Here is an 18,335-nt window from a genome sequence, read left to right as displayed (position 1 = left end):
GCTTTGACTGCTCTTTCCGTCGCTCTGGTTCTTCTTTCCGTCGTTCTGACTGTTCCTTCCGTCGCCCGGGCTCTTCTTTCCGTCGCTCTGATTTCCTTCCGTCGCTTTGACTGCTCTTTCCGTCGCTCTGGCTCTTCTTTCCGTCGTTCTGACTGTTCCTTCCGTCGCCCGGACTCTTCTTTTCGTCACTCTGATTTCCTTCCGTTGCTTTGACTTTTTACAGTTGGTATTCACTTTCCCTAAAATTCTACGTTTACCTTATCAAAACAAAAAAGCATGAATCAATATTACTATTGATTCATGCCCATAAAATTAATACGCTAAGCCGAATAGCGCTTTAATATGTGTAAGATAGCGAATGTTAGACGCTTCTTTCATAAGTGTTGCAGGAAGACCTTTAAGTTGTGTGTTGCTAGCACCGATCGTCGCAACAGCGTCTTTACGGCCTAAGCTTGCAAGTGTACCAGAGTTAATTGCAGAGAAAGGCTTCATCTCTTGGTTTTTGTATTGTGCGAATAAGTTATAACCAGCGCACTCACCCATTTGCCATGCAACTTGAGCAGTTGGTGCATATAGTGGACGCCCACCATCAGCTGGTAATGCAACAGATGCGTCACCGATTACGAATACATCGTCGTGAGATGTAGATTGTAAGAACTCGTTAATCGTAGCTTTACCGCGGTCAGCAGCAAGGCCAGACTCGCCTACGATTGGAAGTGGCGCTACCCCACCTGTCCAAATAAGTGTATTAGCAACGATTGGTTCGCGATCTTTAAGAGAGATAACATTGCCATCAACGCCTGTTACAGGAGTACCTGTAATGAATTCAACGCCACGTTTTGTTAAGCTTTCAGTTGCACGTTGGATAAGTGTATCCGGAAGTACTGGTAAGATTTTTGGACCAGCTTCAACAAGTTTAATTTTAAGATCAGCAAAGTTAACACCGTGTTTTGCTGCGATTTTCGGGAAGTTGTCCACGATTTCACCAACAAGCTCTACACCTGTTAAACCGCCACCACCGATAACGATTGTTGCATCTGCTTCGTCTTTTGTTTGTGCATATGCTTTAATACGATCTTCGATGTGTTTGTTAATTTTATTTGCTTCGTTCACTGATTTAAGAACCATAGAGTTTTCTTCTAATCCAGGGATACCAAAGAATCCAGTTTGGCTACCTAAAGCTACTACTAAAGTATCGTAATTTAAAGTATATCCAGTATCTAGGTCAACTTTTTTACTGTCTACATTGAATTTTGTAACTTTAGCGATTTGTAAATCGATATCTAAACCTTTAAAGATTTTTTTAAGTGGTAAAGCAACAGCACCTTCAGCAATAGTACCACCAGCTAAACGGTGAAGTTCAGTGATGATTTGGTGTGTTGGGAATTGGTTTACTACAGTAATTTTAGCTTCATCAGCTGATAGATACTTACGTGCTGTTAATGCAGTTAAAACGCCAGCGTAACCAGCACCTAAGATGACGATTTCTTTTGACATGATTAATTAATCCTCCGTCCGTACGTTTTGAATATATCTCAAGTCGAGTCTTATTTAGCTTTACGTTCAGCGCTTACTTGTAAGAAAGCATTAACAAAACGGAAAACACCTTGAACTTGTGGGTCTTTTAACATTTTCATAAGACCGAATAAACCAATTACTTCTTGGCTTTCAGAAGCACGGTCTTTCGCTTCAATTGCAGTAGCTGCAAGGTTTTTAGCTGAGCCTACTACTGGGCCAGCCATTTCTGTTACCGCACCAACAGTATCATTTTTAAGTACTTCGTCAGTTGCAACAGCTTGAGCAAACTCATATGATTTTGTTAATAGCGTCATCATTTCAGTTAACTTAGGTAATTGTTCAACTAAAGTTGTAAGTGATTCCTGAACCTCAGGCTTTAATAATTGATCTAGCACATCCAGTTGTTCTTGACTCACAGTTAATTGTTCAGACTGTGTTTGGTTTTTCGTTTCTGACATTTTGAACTCTCCTTTGCCATCACTATCACTATTTTAATTTTATTGCTTCCATGTAAAAAAGACCATTAAGGCACTTCTTAACAGTCGTTACAGCGCTTATATCTTACAAATCACCAGTCTCAAGAGCTGGATAGCAATTCGTATAATTTGTTATTACAATGTTAACTTTATTTTGCAAAAAGCGCATCATAATTCATCCTATCTTGTCTTGGTGACGTTACAACCTCCATTATAAGGTTGTTTGTATATTATTTCAATGAGCTAAATCACAATTTCGACAATCTTTTCAAAATTCATTGATTTGTAACTAAATATTTGTAATTATGTTTGCTTTGTAGCCCAAATACAATATTTTTAATCTCAATTTTATTAAAATACCTTTGATCTAAGCTTCCCCTAAATCGATTGCGTAATACTTATTTTATTTTCAGCATTAATATTACATAAAATGGAGGTGATCATTTTTCAACAGATTTCCAGAAAAAATCAATAATTTCTCTCGCGGCCATAGCTTCTGATTGAAATATCCTTTTCCCTTCCCCATCTTTAACGTATCCTACTGACATTAAAGCCATAAACGAATGGGCAAAAAAAGTAGGATTCCCTTTCCGAATCGTGCCTAGTTCCATCTCTAACTGCATCGCCTGCTCTATCGTTTTATACATATTATTTTCTGATGCTTGCACTTCTTTTAATTGAGATTCCGATAAATTAATCGTCGCTTCTCTCATAAAATTTTTCATATCAATATCTACAGTGGCCGATAAATGAATTTCAACAAGCTTCTCCAACCGATCTTTAAATGATATTGACTCCTTCAATATCTGTAAAATGGACAGTTTAATTTGATTCATCATTTCCAGCAACGCTGATGTATATAAATCCCCTTTAGTCGGGTAATAGTAATAGATAGTAGCCTTTGTAACGTTACAAGCTTTTGCTACGTCAGCCATCGAAATATTTTTATAGCCTTCTTTGATAAAAAGCCTCGTTGCCGTTTCAAGAACAATATCTTTTTTTGGTTTCGCATTCTCATCATGGCGAGGTCTTCCGAGAACACGTGGTGACTGCTTCAACAATTCCGCCTCCTTATAAAGGATTAATTTTAGACATAGTATAGCATATAATTTATTTACAATTGATTAATTAACCTTCTGGTATATATAATTAAAATTACTTACATGAAACGGAGGTCTTTAAATGAAAAAGCACCCACTAGAGCAATGGGGCTCAATGGTAACAAGTAAAAAAGGGCGCTTTTTAGCCCTCACCTTTTGGATTGCACTTGTTGTTGTACTGTCATTTGCCTGGCCACAGATTAATAGTATTAAGAGTGAATCTGGTAAAAACTTACCCGAAAGTGAAATGTCTCAGCAGGCAGCAGCTATTATTGCAGAACAATTTCCGAATGATGCAGGTACACCATTATTACTCGTCTGGCATCGAGATAGCGGGCTAACTACTGATGATTTTATTGCTATCCAAAAAGTTTACGGAGAGCTTAAAGCTAAACCTTTAGCAAATCAAACTATTATTCCACCCTATGATAAAATGCCACCTCAAGCCTTTTTAGCGTCAGCATCTGACAACGGCACAACAATTGTCACTCCTGTTTTCTTTGAAAAGGGTGTGGCTACGGATGCGTTACGAGAGAGTTTAAAGACATTAACAAAAACAATGGATAAGTATAATATCCAACTAGAAAAAGACTTAGTTAGTGACAATCTTCATGTGCGTTATTCTGGACCGGTTGGTATCGCTACGGATGCTGTCAGTTTATTCTCCCAAGCTGATGTTAAATTACTAATTGCAACAGTGCTCCTTGTTTTAGTATTACTAATTATTATTTACCGTTCACCGTTATTAGCCATTATTCCATTATTGGTTGTTGCTCTTGCCTACGTCGTTATAAGTCCAACGCTCGGCTTTTTCGCCGATCATGGATGGATCGATAAGGACTCACAGGCTGTCTCTATTATGACTGTATTACTCTTTGGAGCAGGTACAGACTATTGTTTATTTTTAATATCAAAGTATCGAGAAGTATTATTTCATATCGAAGATAAGACTACTGCCATGAAGCTTACTATAAAGGAGTCTGGCGGTGCGATTATGATGAGTGCATTAACGGTTGTTATTGGTTTAGCTACTCTTAGCCTTGCCCATTATGGTGCATTCCAACGTTTTGCAATTCCGTTTAGCTTTGGTGTACTGGTGATGGGTGTTGCAGCATTAGTTGTACTTCCAGCAATTCTTGTTATTATAGGTCGCGTTGTCTTCTTTCCATTCATACCACGAACAGAGGATATGGCTTATAAAAAAGGAAGAAAACAGCACAAACCAACACATAAAATAAGTCGTGCAATCGGGCGCACTGTAACGCATAAACCATGGGTGATCATTGTTGTTACTTTACTGTTCCTCGGTGGGTTAGCAGCTTTCGTACCACGTATTCAGTATACGTTTGATCTATTATCGTCATTTCCTGAGAATATGCCATCCCGAGAAGGCTTTAATTTAATAGAAGAAAATTTTTCACCTGGCGAATTAGCTCCAGTTCAGCTCATCATTGATACTGAGGGTAGAGATATCCACTTGCAGCAGCGATTAGCTGAAATCTCTTATATTGATAGTGTTGCAAATAGCCGAATTGGAGAGAAAAATAACGCTATCCAATTATACGAGATTTCTTTAAACGCTAATCCTTATGCTAAGGAATCGTTAGCTCATATTCCAGAACTTAAAGCAGCGGTTATAAAAATGCTTGAGAATGAAGGTATAAAAGATGCACATAAACATATTTGGATTGGCGGCGAAACAGCTAGTCAATATGATACACAGCAATTAATTGTACGCGATGAAACTGTTATTATGCCAACAATGATTGCTTTAATTGCTTTATTATTATTCATTTATCTACGTTCTATAACAGCTACTGTTTACTTATTAGCAACAGTTATTATTTCTTATTTCGGGGCACTTGGTGCAGGTTGGCTAATTTTACACTATGTAATGGGGACAGATGCCATTTCAGGAGCAATTCCACTCTATGCATTTGTGTTTTTAGTGGCTCTCGGTGAGGATTATAATATCTTTATGATTTCGGAAATTTGGAAAAAGCGCAGAACAGTAGATCATATAACAGCTATTGAGGAAGGTGTCGTACGAACAGGAAGCGTTATTACATCTGCTGGTCTAATTTTAGCTGGAACATTCGCTGTCCTTGCTACCTTACCTATTCAAGTACTAGTTCAGTTCGGTGTCGTTACGGCAATTGGCGTGTTGCTTGATACATTCATTGTACGTCCATTGCTAGTACCTGCTATTACTACTGTTCTCGGTAAATATGCGTTTTGGCCAGGAGCATTATTTAAAAAGAATGATTAAAATTACTGCACGGACATTTGCGTAAAAGGTTAGGATGATTTTAAAATACTCATCCATCCTTTAGCTGTCGCTAATATCCGTGCTTTTTTAGTGCCGATACAACAATACGTTGCTAGAATGCATCTAAAAAACTCCCCTTCGATAAACAGAAATATAATTTTCATCCATTTATCTATAGGGGAGCATATCAACTCATAATTATTTTGTTGGTTTTTTCAAATCCATTGAAGCAGCTGCGCTTTCAACTTTAACACGTTTTAAGAAGAATGCGAGCACAAGTGCAACAACTGTAATACATGCCGCTATGAAGAATGAGTGTGTAATACCATCTAATAAAGCATTTTGCATAATGTGATCTTGCATTTGCTGCATTTGTTCTGGTGTCGGTGCAACACCTGATTGTGCTGCATTCGCTTTTGCATCTGCAATTAATTCTTCGGCTTTTGCTTTTGTACGGTTATTCATGAACGTTACCATCACGGCACTACCAATTGCCCCTGCCACTTGCTGTACAGTATTATTAATAGCTGTACCGTGTGGGTTCATCATTTGTGGTAATTGGTTTAAGCCGTTTGTCATAATCGGCATCATAACCATTGACAGACCAAACATACGAATTGTGTACAATGACACAATAAATGTATAACTTGAATCTATTTCTAATTTTGTTAAACCGAATGATGCAATAGTTGTAATCGTTAAACCGATAATTGCTAGTACACGTGGTCCAAATTTATCGAACAGTTTACCTGTAATCGGCGACATAATCCCCATTGCAAGTGCCCCAGGAAGCATCATTAAACCTGCTTTAAATGGATCAATTCCACGAATCGATTGTACATATGCAGGCGTTAAAATCATCCCAGAGAACATAGCCATTGACACGATAACCGAAATAGCTGAACCCAACGCGAACATTGGGTATTTATAAATACGTAATTCCAGCAAAGGCTGATCCATACGTAGTTGTTTAAATATGAAGATGATTAAAGCAAGAAGGCCAGCTGAAATTGTGCCATATACCCAAGGACTTGACCAGCCCTTATCCCCTGCCGTACTGAAACCATATAGAATACCACCGAATGCAATTGTTGATAATAGTACTGATGGGACATCTAAATGAACTTTACGTGTCTCCATTACATTATCTAATTTCCAAATACCAAACAATAAACTAATGACCGCAAACGGAATGATCATTTGGAATAGCATACGCCAATCATGGTGCTCAACAATATATCCAGATAATGTAGGACCGATCGCTGGTGCCGAAATCATAACTAGACCGAAAATACCCATTGCTGCCCCACGTTTTTCTTTCGGGAAACTAATCAGCATTACGTTCATTAGAAGTGGTGACATACTTGCTGCACCTGCTGCCTGCACCATACGACCTGCTAAAAGTGTACCGAAGTTAGGTGCAAAGCCCGCCATTACCGTACCGATTGTAAAGACTGACATTGCTGCAATAAATAAATGTCTATTTTTAAAGCGTGTTACAAAGAATGCTGAAGCAGGTACTAAAATACCACTTACAAGCATATAACCTGTTGCGAGCCATTGTACGGATGAATACGTTATACCAAAATCTTTCATGATTGTTGGTAATGCAACATTCAACAATGTGTTATTTAGAAAAGCAACAAAAGCACCCACAAATAAAATACTAATCATCCCATAGGGGGGCTTTTTCAATGTTTGCTCACTATTCATTTATATCCCTCAATTCTTTCTTTGTTTTTTCGATAAAACTTATTTTATACTCGCAGTCTATTTTTTTCAACAGTTAAGACTATAAAATTTAAAAACATTGATATATAAGCGTTTTCAATATAGAATAAGAGTATAATATTTTAAAAAAGGTGAGGTTATGAACAAAAGAAAACGACAAATCATTACTGCTGCCCGTGCTCTTTTTATTGAAAAAGGATTCGTGGATGCATCGATGAACGACATCATTAGTGCAGCAAAAATTTCAAAGGGTACATTTTATAATCACTTTTCTTCTAAAAATGAATGTTTAATCGCCATATTAGATGAAGGTCGCGAAGAAGCAAGTAATCGCCGCCACGAACTTCTTTATGGTAAGGATCCTACTGATTTAGAAGTATTAACACAGCAAGTTGCAGTACTCATGTATGTCAATCGAGAACATAATTTAATTCAAATTTTTGAATCGATTTTCCATTCTAGGGATATTGAATTAAAAAAAATAATTTTAAACTATTATTTACAAGAGCTGGAGTGGCTAGCCAATCGACTTGTACAAGTTTTTGGAGAAGAAGTTAGTCCAATTAGTTATGAATGCGCGGTACAGACACTTGGTATGATTAACCTTACATTACGCGCAGTCTTAATTGCTGACTATAAATATATAAATCGAGAAGCCATTGTACGTGTAGCATTACGCAATATTAGCGTAATTATACCCGTTATGCTTGAATCAAAAGAAATCATCATTAGTACAGAAATGATCAATACGATCCAAAACGTCGCGAATTTTAAAACGGTTAATAAAGAAACGGTCATCGAGCAATTAACAGGCTTTAAAAAAGGACTAGCTAAGAACGAAACAGTTGAAGGGTTAGAATACGTGGAATTCTTATTAGAGGAATTACAGCGTGAGAAACCAAAGCTGTTCATTATCGAATCACTTCTTACACCTTTCCGTAAAGCATTCGTTGGAACCGAACACGCAGAAGAGGCACGTGATATCGCTAATAGCTTATGGCGCTATGTAAAAATTGAACGACCATCAGAGCGGTGCATCAAGTAAAATAACCATATAAATAAAAGAAGCTAAATAGAAAGTCAAACACCATGACTTTCCATCTAGCTTCTTTTTAAGCTTCTATCCTAATAAATTAATTTTTTATGCGCATTTAATAAACCTATAAGTTGATTGGAGTGAAGACTGGGCGACTCCTTGGGGATCAGCAATAGAGGAACACGAGTGAAGTGGCTCATCAGACGCCCCCAGGAAGCTCTGCTCCGCGCGAAAGCGAAGCGACAGCAACAAAGCGCCCAGTCGGAACGGAAATCAACTCTCATACAATGATGAAGACATTTATCATTTAATTTGATGATCTTTCGGCCCTAGCCAAAAGCCAATCCCAATGCTAATAGCTACTACAAGAAAAGGTGCATACAAAATAATAAATTGATTCATTATAGTTCCCCCTATGCATGATGATCATGTTTGCCGCAAGCATAATCACGATCAAACACAAACCATTTCATTACTAAATATAGTGAAGGTACGAGTAGAACTAATCCTCCAACAAACGCTATCACTAATGCTATCGCCATTGTTTCATTTGTAAAGCTATCATAGACCGATATATACGGATACAGTAAATACGGATAATGTGAAATACCATAGCCAAAAAATGCAAAGCCAAACTGAGCGACCATTAAAAAGACGGCTAAACCATAGTTTTCCTTTTTAAATAAAAGAATTAATGTTATAAGAAATAACACACCTGAAATGGCGAAAAGCCACCATAGATTTAACATATTTTCATAATGCTCAGGCACATGTCCCTTTAACTCCACCATAATCCCTATTACACTTATTACGAGCGGCAAAGACCAACCGAGCGCATATTTTCTCATTAAATCTGAAGCATGTTCATCTCGTGCTCTTTTCCCATACCATGTTAAAAAAACAGCCGAAATATACAATACTGCCACTATACTTAATAGCACAATAGACCAAGTTAACGGATTCGTGAAAAGTTTAGCAATTTGCAAATGTGGTTCTTTATTTACAATTTTCACGAACCCTCCCTCAGATATCGTTAACACAATAGAAAGGGATGCTGGTATAAATAAACCAGTAATTCCGTACATCATTGTATAACCAATGTGTCCACCTTTTTCACTGTAGGATTCAAATGCATAATAGCTCCCTCTAATTGCTATCAATATTAATGAAATACTGACTGGCACTAGCAAAATTGTGCCGTAATAATAAGCTGTTTGAGGAAAGAAACCTACCATTCCAACAAAGAAAAATACAAGGAAGACATTGGTAATTTCCCATACCGGAGATAAATAGCGCTTAATAATATTGGCTAGTATTTGGTCTTTTCCAATCAAGACACTATAAGCATTAAAGAAGCCCGCTCCAAAGTCTATGGACGCAACAATGACATAGCCGAAAAGAAATAACCATAGTACTGAAATTCCTAATATCTCTAAGCTCATTGCCCTGCACATCCTTCCACTTGTTTATGTTCTTCCATTTCAAGTTCAATCGGATTGTTACGGAACATACGGATAAGGACAACGATACTTCCTATCGCTAATACAATGTACAGCCCTGCAAATAGGATTAGCATAATATCGACTTGACCACTTGTCGTGGCAGCTTCCGCCGTTTTCATATAACCACGAAGTATCCATGGCTGGCGCCCTACTTCCGCAAACCACCAACCTGCCTCTACAGCAATAAGCGATAATGGACCACTTGCTACTACTATTCTCTTAAAGCTTTGTGAAGAAATAAACTTCCATCCCCGCCATTTACCTAGCACATAACTGACTGCTACAACTATTAATAAAGTTCCGATTACTACCATGATGTCAAACAAATAATGGATATAAAGAGGTGGCTGTTCATCGTTCGAAAATTGATCTAAACCTTTTACTTCAGCAAAAGGATTATTATGCGCCAAGACACTTAGTGCGTATGGTACTTTAATGGCGTATTTCACTTCTTCTCCATCCAGCACGCCGAATAGCACAAGCGAAGCATCCTCTTTTGTTTCAAAATGCCATTCTGCAGCAGCTAATTTTTCTGGTTGATATTCAGCTAAATACTTCCCTGAAAAGTCACCTACAACGAGTGCCGCTAGCGAAAATACTAGTCCAAGTTTCAATAAAAGATGTAAGGCTTTTTTATGATACACATGCTTCGACCCTCGGAGCATACGGTAGGCTGCAATAGAAGCTAATAAAAATGCTGCTGTCATATAAGATGTTACTAATACATGCGCTACCTTTGTTGGCATTGCGGGATTTAACATAGCTAGTACTGGTTGAATATTTACAAGCTCTCCATCTACAAGGTCAAAGCCCTGTGGTGCGTTCATAAATGCATTCACTATCGTAATAAAAACAGCCGACATAGAGGCACCAATAGCTACCGGGATCAATAATAAAAGATGTCTCTTTGGATTTTTGAATCGATCCCATGTATATAAATAAAGCCCTAAGAAAATAGCTTCAACAAAGAACGCGAACGTTTCCATAAACAATGGTAATGCGATTACCTGACCAGCCAATTCCATAAAGTTTGGCCATAGTAGCGATAGTTGCAATCCAATCGCAGTACCAGTGACAACTCCAATTGCCACAGTAATCACAAATCCTCTTGCCCATCTTCTTGCGAGTAATAGATAGTGTTCGTCATTATTTTTCAATCCAACCCATTGAGCAATCATGATCATTAAAGGTATACCGACGCCAATTGTCGCGTAAACGATATGGAATGACAATGTTAACTCTGTTAAGGCCCGACTCCACATTACAGCTGAATCATTCATTTTATTTCATCTCCTAGGTACTAAAAATTCTCCCAATTATCGAAAGAAACATTATTCCAGCTACTAAAAAACTTATAAGTATCAGCTTTTTCTCATGTGATTTATACGTAGCAACCTTTTGTTTTTTCATCATAGTAAATCAACCCAAATTTTAATGGCTGTCGCTAAGATGAGTACTGCTAAAATACTTTGCAAAATTTTCGTATTCATTTTTTTACCTACTTTTGCGCCAAGTGGAGCCGCCAGTAAACTTGCCACTATCATGATGACCGCAGGATAGTAATCGACTTGCCCTGTCATTAACTTTCCGATTGTTCCTCCGATCGATGAGATAAACGTAATAGCTAGGCTAGTGGCAATCGTCATACGCGTTGGAATACCGAGCACTACAAGCATTATCGGAACAAGCAAGAAACCACCTGCAGCACCAACAATCCCTGAACCAATCCCGACAATAAATGCTAAAATCGCCGCTAGTGGCTTGTTGAATGTCACTTCATTCATCGGCTTATCATCGATTTGTTTCTTAGGAACAAACATCATCACAGCTGCAATCAATGCTAAAACGCCGTATACGATATTCACACTGTTTTCAGATAAAAACTGTGATCCGTAGCTCCCAACAAAGCTACCAGCTAAAATTGCTCCACCCATATAAATAATGAGAGGCTTATTAAGATAGCCACCCTTTCGATATGCCCAAACACCTGCTATCGACGCAAAAAACACTTGTACCGCACTGATGCCTGAAACTTCATGTGCTGAAAATGCGACTAAGCCAAAAAGTGGCGGTATATAGAGTAGCATTGGGTATTTAATGATTGAACCGCCTATTCCCAACATACCGGACACAAAAGATCCAACGAATCCAATCAAGAAAATGACAATTATAAATGTTATATCCACTGTGCTTGCATCTCCTTTTATTTATGTGCTTTCAGTATAGTCCTGCTGTAATTTCAGACATATAGGGGTTTTCCACTATTAGCTTTACTCACTGTGACAATATTGCAAATTATTTTGGATAGAATCAATTGGCATAATTACGTCCAGAGTCGGTTTTTGTGGCAGCAGCAGTTTTTTTGCGCGAAAGCGTAGCGCCAGCGGCAGATGTTTTATCCGTGAAAGCGTAACACCAGCGGCAACATGAGGGCTGACACGATGTCGGTCATTTCGGTATTGCCATAGTACGTGGCGTTCATAGACTGAGTTTCTCTATTCCAGCAGATGTTTGGATATTTACTGAACGGAGATAAAAAAAAGACCACTCACGTTTGAGCGATCTTCTGTAACCAGTTTAATGCTTTTGATATTTATTTTTTCATTGGACATAGCACACAGCTTCTAACAACAAGACGTTGTTACATATAGTTATTTGCAAGCCCATACTGAATAAGCTCAGCTTTATTACTTAAATCGAGCTTTTGCATAATATTTGATTTATGATTTTCAACCGTTTTACTACTAATAAATAGTTGCCCAGCAATTTGGATATTCGTATACCCTAGAACTGTTAGCCTCATTATCTCCTGCTCACGCACAGTTAAAATGCATTGATCCTCATGCCCTTTATGTTCAAATAATTTATCCAACTGCTCCTGTGGAATACCAACGTTGTAATATATGCGACCACTATATACAGCATGGATAGCCTCATAGAGAATTCCACCTTGACTATTTTTTAAAATATAGCCATGGGCTTCAACAGCAATCGCTTTTTGAATATAAGCAACTTCATTGTGCATTGTTAACATAATAATTTTCACGTTAGGCATTTGCTTATGAATTTCTTGAGTAGCCGTAAATCCATCTAACCCATTCGGAATGGATACGTCCATCAAAATGACATCCGGGTTTAATGATATTGCCTGAGTGATCGCCTCCGCTCCATCACCCGCTTCACCTACAACCTCTATATCCATATAATTTTCCAATAAAAGAACAATTCCTTTTCGGATTAGCACATGATCATCTACTACTAAAACACGAATCATCTAAAGTCATCCTTCCAATTAGGTACTTGGATACTAATTTGTGTACCTTTATTGTGAGCTGAAGTAATATTAAAAAATCCGCCTAATAATGTAATTCGCTCCTCCATATGCTTTAAGCCAAGCCCTTCTTTCTTCACTTGCTGTAAATTAAATCCTACGCCATCATCTTCTATATGGAGCGTTAAATTTGTAGCTTTCTTTTCGAGCCGAATGACGACTTTAGAAGCTTTGGCATATTTAGTAATATTGTGCAAAGCCTCCTGTACGACACGATAAATATTTATTTCCACAGATGGATGACAACGTTCTTCAAAATTTGTTTCTAACGATATAGTAATATCAGGATGTACCTTTTGCACTGAATCGACAAGAGTGCCTAATGTAGGTGTAATCCCTAACTGATCAATGCTATGAGGGCGAAGTTGATAGGAGTACAATTTAATATCATTCATTACTTGCTCTAGCTCATTGCGTACTTCTTCAATATACGTATTTAGCTTTTCATTGTCTTTGACATAAGATTCAATCGCTTGTAGTGCAACAGATACTGTATATAATGATTGGCCAACGCCATCATGTAATTCCTGCGCAAGCCTTTTATGTTCTTCTTCTTTTGCCTCAATCAGCTTTTTAATAATAAGCTTTGATATCCGGGCCTCTTCTTCCTTTAACTGAAGAGTCTGATCTCTCAATACAAGCAGAAACTCTTGCTCGTTTGTTTTACCGTCTGTATACATCAATGCCGTGCTCATTTCAACATCTATCTTACTACCATGATACGTCGGCATTTTCGATAAAAAATAGGGAATTTCATTATGCTCAATTAAATAACATGTATGTTCGCTTGGAGACTTTTGGCGGTTTTCACAAAATGAACAAAAGGGCACTCGATCTCCTAATTTCCACCCTGTTAACCGCTCCGCCGAGGGATTCATCATTAAAATCTCACGTTTGTGATTCATAATCATAATTCCATCTTGAATATATTGAAATATTTGCTGTAAATATAGCTGTTCTTTCTCCAATTTAAACACACTCCAGACTTAAAATTGAAAGTACAACAAGAATCAATGCATTCCTTTAAGTTTCCTTGTTACCAGCCAACATACTTTGCCCCTATACTTTTTCTTCTATCAAGCTATAACTCTTAACTTCATGCCCTGCTTTCCGAATGATACGAACACTCATATTTTTTTCTAACTGTGTTGATGCAATAATATGAAGGGGCTTTTTTGGTAGTTCATGTATGTGACGGACCAAATAGGAAATCGGTAAATTTAATGCATTTGGTGTAAGTGATTTGTAAGAATCATTGTAATCACGTACATCCACTATCACCGTTCCCGCATTTAACTCCCGCGGTAAACACTCCTGTATTTGACGCACTGGGACATGGCGTTTATAAATAATTCTACCAATAATAAGAAGGAATATACTCAAACTTACAATAATCATTTTTTAACCCCTTTTAACGAGAAAAAGGTTGTTTAAATTCGTTTCGCTTTGCCGGACGAGGTCTCATCATTCATTTTTATTAAACTTAACCATTTCTACTTCTCATCTTCCAAAGTGCTAAGCAAAGAAAAATAGCAGACTAGTATTACTAGTATGCTATTTTTCTTTTAGAACAACCTCTTTAAATATAACTTTCTTTTTTAGCCATTACCTCTTGTTGCCAGGCCATGTAGCCGCCCGTTAAATTTACAATGTTATGAATGCCATTTGCTTTCAGTACACTTACAGCAATTGCAGAACGAGCGCCGCCTTGGCATTGTACAACAATTTTTTTATCTGTTTGCAATTCATCTAAACGTTTCGATAATGTACCAACCATAATATGCTGAGCGTTTTCAATATGCCCCGCATCATATTCTGTTTGATTGCGCACATCCAACACATGAACTTTTTCACTTTCAATTAATGGCTTCGCTTCTAAAGGCGTTATATTGTCATAACTTTCTAGAGCATTAGCCTCTTCCAAAACTTTCGTCACATCCCCATAACCAACAACATTGTCGATACCAATAGAACGTAAAGCTATTAAAATATCATCCAGTTGCGAAGGATTAATTAGTAAATATAATGGTTTTGTATAATCTACTAGCCAACCAGCCCAATTTGTCAAAGAATTATTGTCAGGAATGTTTAGTGTACCTGCGATAAATCCTTGTGCAAAGTCTTCCGCTGGACGTGTATCAATAACCTGCTTTCCATCCTCAAGAAGTTGAGCAACCTCTTCATAGCTTGACACGACCTTCACTGGTGGTAGATTCTTAAGAAGTTCTATCCCTACTTTATTGACACGCTTCATAACAGCGAAATAATAAGGAGGTTCCGGTTGCCCATCTAATAATGCGTCAATAAATTTTTGTTCATCATCAAATTGCATAGCCCAGTTGAATTGTTTCTCATACCCAACTGTTGAAGACGGCACAGCTCCTAATGCTTTACCGCAAGCACTACCTGCTCCATGAGCCGGCCAAAGCTGCATGTAATCTGGTAAAGCCTTAAAGCGTTCTAATGATTTAAACATTGCTTTGGCGCCAGATAGTGATGTACCCTGAATCCCAGCAGCTTTTTCTAGTAAATCAGGGCGCCCAATATCACCTACAAAGACAAAGTCCCCCGTAAAAATCCCCATTGGTTTATCTGCTACGCCGCCACGATCCGTTAATAGGAAGGAGATACTTTCAGGCGTATGCCCAGGTGTGTGCATAACTTTAAAAATAAGATTTCCTATACTAAATTCATCACCATCTTTTAATAATTGATGAGGAATACCTTCCAGATTTTGATATTTCCAATCAGCATCCCCTTCATCGGAAATATACATCTTTGTTCCAACACGGTCTGCTAACTCACGAGACCCCGCTACAAAATCAGCATGAATATGCGTTTCTAATGCGCCAACAATTTGCATCTTCTCTTTTTCTGCTAATGCAAGATAGGGTTCAATATTACGCATCGGATCAACAATAACCATTTCTCCCTTCGCCTGACATCCCACAACATAAGAAGCATGTGCTAATTTTTCATCGTAAAAATATCGTAATAACATGTTAAAACTCCCCTTTATACTCAATTTTTTTCTTTTAAAATATCTAATGTCGATTGGACATAATTCAGTGTTTTTTGAACAGCAGGATCTTTCAGCCATTTAACAATTGAAAAAACATTAATATGCTGAGGCTTTTCTTCTGCTCTTTGCTGTACCATTTTTACGAAATCTAAACCTGTCTTTCCTTTTTCAACATATGGATCGATATAGCTCTTTAAATTATTCATTGTATAGTCTGTCGTTTGTTTATCCTGAAGTACTGCTTTTCCAAAATCAACGATGTTTTCGAACTGATGAATGATTTGAACAAGCTTTGGCAATTTCTCTATAAGCTGTACAATAGCTGTTATCGTTTCTGAGCCTATATTATAAGTAGTGACAAATTGTTCGTATCGATCTATTGTCTTTTCATCCATCAATACCGCTTTTCCAAAATCCACAACATTTTCAGCTGAATCTATCGTTTGCTCTACATTCGGTAATTTATCTAACAATCGCTGTAAAGAGTGTCGAACTTCTGGTTTCTCAAGCGTTTCGATTATTCGATATAATTCTTCGCTCATACTTACCGTTGCATTAGCCACGCTTGTCGCCTCCCTTCATTTGTAATTACATTGTGCCTTTCAACATGCCATCCCAGTACATGACAGGGAGTAAATCCTTTTTCATGAAATACATACTGGATCTTTCCACTGCCTGATTAAAAGGCATAGATTCGACAGGCTCTTTATTGTAATCAAACTCAGCCAGTATCAGTTTGTTGTAGCCTGTTACAATCGGGCAAGAAGAGTAGCCATTATACATTTGTGTCATTGGCTGTTGTCGCATTAATGCAATAAGATTTTGTGCCACAACAGGCGCTTGCTTACGTATAGCTGCACCCGTTTTGGAGGTTGGGAGATTGGCATTGTCGCCTATTCCAAACACATTGCTATACTTTTTATGTTGCAAAGTAAATTTGTCGACATCTACCCAGCCACATTCGTCTGCTAATGCACTTGTTCGAATAAATTCAGGTGAACACATATAAGGTGTTACATGAATCATGTCGTATTTAATTTCTTCTAATATGCCCGTATCTAAATTTTCAAAGATAGCTATTTTTTCATCAGCCTTAATTTCAATCAAATTACGACGGAATCGAGCATCAATATTTTTCCGCTCAATTACCTTTTCAAGTGCTTCACGGTATTTTAAAACATCGAAAATTGCTGGATTGGCCGAACCAAAAATAACGTTAATATTGTCACGAACATTGACGTTATTAAAATGGTCCTCTGCTAAATGCATAATTTTCTGTGGAGCACCACCACATTTTACTGGCGTGTTTGGATGTGTAAATAATGCTGTTCCCTCTTTAAAATTACGGATCGTTTCCCACGTATAATCCACATGCTCAAAAGAGTAATTGCTGCATACACTTTTAGTCCCAAGTGCTTCCTTCAGCCCTTTAATAGCACCCCAGTTAATCTCTATCCCACCAGCGACGACTAAAAAATCATACGTGTACGTTGTACCATTTTGTGTTAGCACCTGGTTTTGATTGGGATCAAAACTACTAACAGCTTCTTTTAACCAAACAGCTCCTTTAGGAATAACGGACCTCATTTCACGTTCAGAGTCCCATTTATTTGCTGCACCACCTCCCACCAATGTCCAGAGTGGTTGATAATAATGTTTTTCTGCAGGATCTATGATGGCAATCTCCCCTTGAAGCGAATGAGATTGACGAAGTAAACGTGCAGCTACTGAAATACCAGCCGTTCCTCCTCCAACGATGACTACTTTAAAAGAAGTCTTCATGTGTACATCCTCCTTATCATGCTGTCTTTCGTATACAACTTTTACACCTTAATAATAGGTATAAGAGAGAGCTGTTCATATAGGGGTAATCCCCTAAAAAATTACACACCAATACTCAAATAGCACAAAAAGGCAGTACAAGGTGAATGTTTCATCACTTGTACTGCCCAAATTAACAGTGTTTTCTTTACTTTATCAATCTAAAACGAGCTCATAATCATAACGCGGTGTTGTTTGTTCGAGGCCAAAAAGCGCCTATTTACATTTAAACTTTATGATGAACACTGTACCTTCCGCTCCCGATTGGACACTAATGGTACTATTGTGTAAATCAATTAATTGCTTAGTAATAGCCAATCCTAGGCCTGTCCCCGTTGTATCGTCTGTCGTATTTGTCCCTCGATAATATCGCTCAAAGAGGTTATCGAGCTCCTCCTGAGGAATTCCCGGACCTTGGTCGGCGATTGTTAGCATAATCTCCTGTCCTATATTTTGCGCTTCTACATTTACCTTTGTACCGTCAGGCGTATATTTTTTAGCATTCGTTATGAGATTATCTAAAATGCGC

General features: G+C 37.8%; 17 protein-coding genes. 2 read left to right on the top strand and 15 right to left on the bottom strand.

Annotation, left to right across the window (positions count from 1 at the left end; genetic code table 11):
* Window positions 1-312: 312 nt before the first annotated feature.
* From PVA17_RS21785 to PVA17_RS21775, 3 genes are all read right to left on the bottom strand, one after another.
* Window positions 313-1,497 (bottom strand): NAD(P)/FAD-dependent oxidoreductase, encoded by a 1,185-nt coding sequence (locus PVA17_RS21785; protein WP_132363794.1) that lies wholly within the window; start codon window positions 1,495-1,497, stop codon window positions 313-315.
* Between the two features lie 50 nt (window positions 1,498-1,547).
* On the bottom strand, window positions 1,548-1,976 hold the full coding sequence (locus PVA17_RS21780; protein WP_049667242.1) for a helical membrane plugin domain-containing protein: 429 nt from the start codon (window positions 1,974-1,976) through the stop codon (window positions 1,548-1,550).
* A 458-nt stretch (window positions 1,977-2,434) separates the two neighbouring features.
* The gene (locus PVA17_RS21775) at window positions 2,435-3,052 is read right to left on the bottom strand and encodes a TetR/AcrR family transcriptional regulator (protein ID WP_132363796.1); all 618 of its coding nucleotides are present in this window, start codon (window positions 3,050-3,052) and stop codon (window positions 2,435-2,437) included.
* A 124-nt stretch (window positions 3,053-3,176) separates the two neighbouring features.
* Here PVA17_RS21775 and PVA17_RS21770 point away from each other — a divergent pair, with 124 nt between their 5' ends.
* The gene (locus PVA17_RS21770) at window positions 3,177-5,363 is read left to right on the top strand and encodes an MMPL family transporter (protein ID WP_274068943.1); all 2,187 of its coding nucleotides are present in this window, start codon (window positions 3,177-3,179) and stop codon (window positions 5,361-5,363) included.
* A 198-nt stretch (window positions 5,364-5,561) separates the two neighbouring features.
* Here the strand turns inward: PVA17_RS21770 and PVA17_RS21765 are convergent, their stop codons facing one another.
* Window positions 5,562-7,076 (bottom strand): DHA2 family efflux MFS transporter permease subunit, encoded by a 1,515-nt coding sequence (locus tag PVA17_RS21765; protein ID WP_132363800.1) that lies wholly within the window; start codon window positions 7,074-7,076, stop codon window positions 5,562-5,564.
* A 157-nt stretch (window positions 7,077-7,233) separates the two neighbouring features.
* Between PVA17_RS21765 and PVA17_RS21760 the strand changes: the two genes are divergently transcribed.
* Entirely contained in the window at window positions 7,234-8,139 is a 906-nt protein-coding gene (locus PVA17_RS21760) for a TetR/AcrR family transcriptional regulator (RefSeq protein WP_132363802.1), read from the top strand.
* 294 nt (window positions 8,140-8,433) lie between these two features.
* On the opposite strand, the gene cydS is transcribed toward PVA17_RS21760, so the two are convergent.
* From cydS to PVA17_RS21710, 11 genes are all read right to left on the bottom strand, one after another.
* Window positions 8,434-8,532: a cytochrome bd oxidase small subunit CydS family protein gene (gene cydS / locus PVA17_RS25580; RefSeq protein WP_483308045.1), complete on the bottom strand. Its 99-nt coding sequence runs from the start codon at window positions 8,530-8,532 to the stop codon at window positions 8,434-8,436.
* Between the two features lie 11 nt (window positions 8,533-8,543).
* Window positions 8,544-9,572 (bottom strand): cytochrome d ubiquinol oxidase subunit II, encoded by a 1,029-nt coding sequence (locus PVA17_RS21755; RefSeq protein WP_274068942.1) that lies wholly within the window; start codon window positions 9,570-9,572, stop codon window positions 8,544-8,546.
* Window positions 9,569-10,912: a cytochrome ubiquinol oxidase subunit I gene (locus PVA17_RS21750; protein ID WP_274068941.1), complete on the bottom strand. Its 1,344-nt coding sequence runs from the start codon at window positions 10,910-10,912 to the stop codon at window positions 9,569-9,571. The genes PVA17_RS21755 and PVA17_RS21750 overlap by 4 nt, the downstream gene beginning before the upstream one ends.
* A 129-nt stretch (window positions 10,913-11,041) precedes the next feature.
* Complete coding sequence (locus PVA17_RS21745) at window positions 11,042-11,818, bottom strand: sulfite exporter TauE/SafE family protein (RefSeq protein ID WP_274068940.1); 777 nt, start codon at window positions 11,816-11,818, stop codon at window positions 11,042-11,044.
* Window positions 11,819-12,273: 455 nt separating this feature from the next.
* Complete coding sequence (locus tag PVA17_RS21740) at window positions 12,274-12,906, bottom strand: response regulator (protein WP_132363810.1); 633 nt, start codon at window positions 12,904-12,906, stop codon at window positions 12,274-12,276.
* On the bottom strand, window positions 12,903-13,940 hold the full coding sequence (locus PVA17_RS21735; RefSeq protein ID WP_402931399.1) for a PAS domain-containing sensor histidine kinase: 1,038 nt from the start codon (window positions 13,938-13,940) through the stop codon (window positions 12,903-12,905). Before PVA17_RS21735 ends, PVA17_RS21740 begins: the two co-directional genes overlap by 4 nt.
* An 82-nt stretch (window positions 13,941-14,022) precedes the next feature.
* Window positions 14,023-14,361, bottom strand: a complete 339-nt coding sequence (locus PVA17_RS21730) for a rhodanese-like domain-containing protein (protein ID WP_132363812.1) — start codon at window positions 14,359-14,361, stop codon at window positions 14,023-14,025.
* A 181-nt stretch (window positions 14,362-14,542) separates the two neighbouring features.
* Window positions 14,543-15,964 carry an MBL fold metallo-hydrolase gene (locus tag PVA17_RS21725; protein ID WP_274068938.1) on the bottom strand — a complete coding sequence of 474 codons (1,422 nt, stop codon included), beginning with the start codon at window positions 15,962-15,964 and terminating at the stop codon, window positions 14,543-14,545.
* 20 nt (window positions 15,965-15,984) lie between these two features.
* Window positions 15,985-16,548 carry a helical membrane plugin domain-containing protein gene (locus PVA17_RS21720; protein WP_132363816.1) on the bottom strand — a complete coding sequence of 188 codons (564 nt, stop codon included), beginning with the start codon at window positions 16,546-16,548 and terminating at the stop codon, window positions 15,985-15,987.
* Between the two features lie 25 nt (window positions 16,549-16,573).
* Window positions 16,574-17,767 (bottom strand): NAD(P)/FAD-dependent oxidoreductase, encoded by a 1,194-nt coding sequence (locus PVA17_RS21715; RefSeq protein ID WP_274068937.1) that lies wholly within the window; start codon window positions 17,765-17,767, stop codon window positions 16,574-16,576.
* A 255-nt stretch (window positions 17,768-18,022) separates the two neighbouring features.
* Window positions 18,023-18,335 (bottom strand): sensor histidine kinase (locus tag PVA17_RS21710; RefSeq protein ID WP_274068936.1); only part of this gene is annotated, 313 nt, incomplete at its 5' end.

The organism is Lysinibacillus sp. CNPSo 3705, assembly GCF_028674935.1.
Classification (GTDB): Bacteria; Bacillota; Bacilli; order Bacillales_A; family Planococcaceae; genus Lysinibacillus.
The sequence above is the reverse complement of the archived record's forward strand: the minus strand, read 5'-3'. Positions and strand labels throughout refer to the sequence as shown.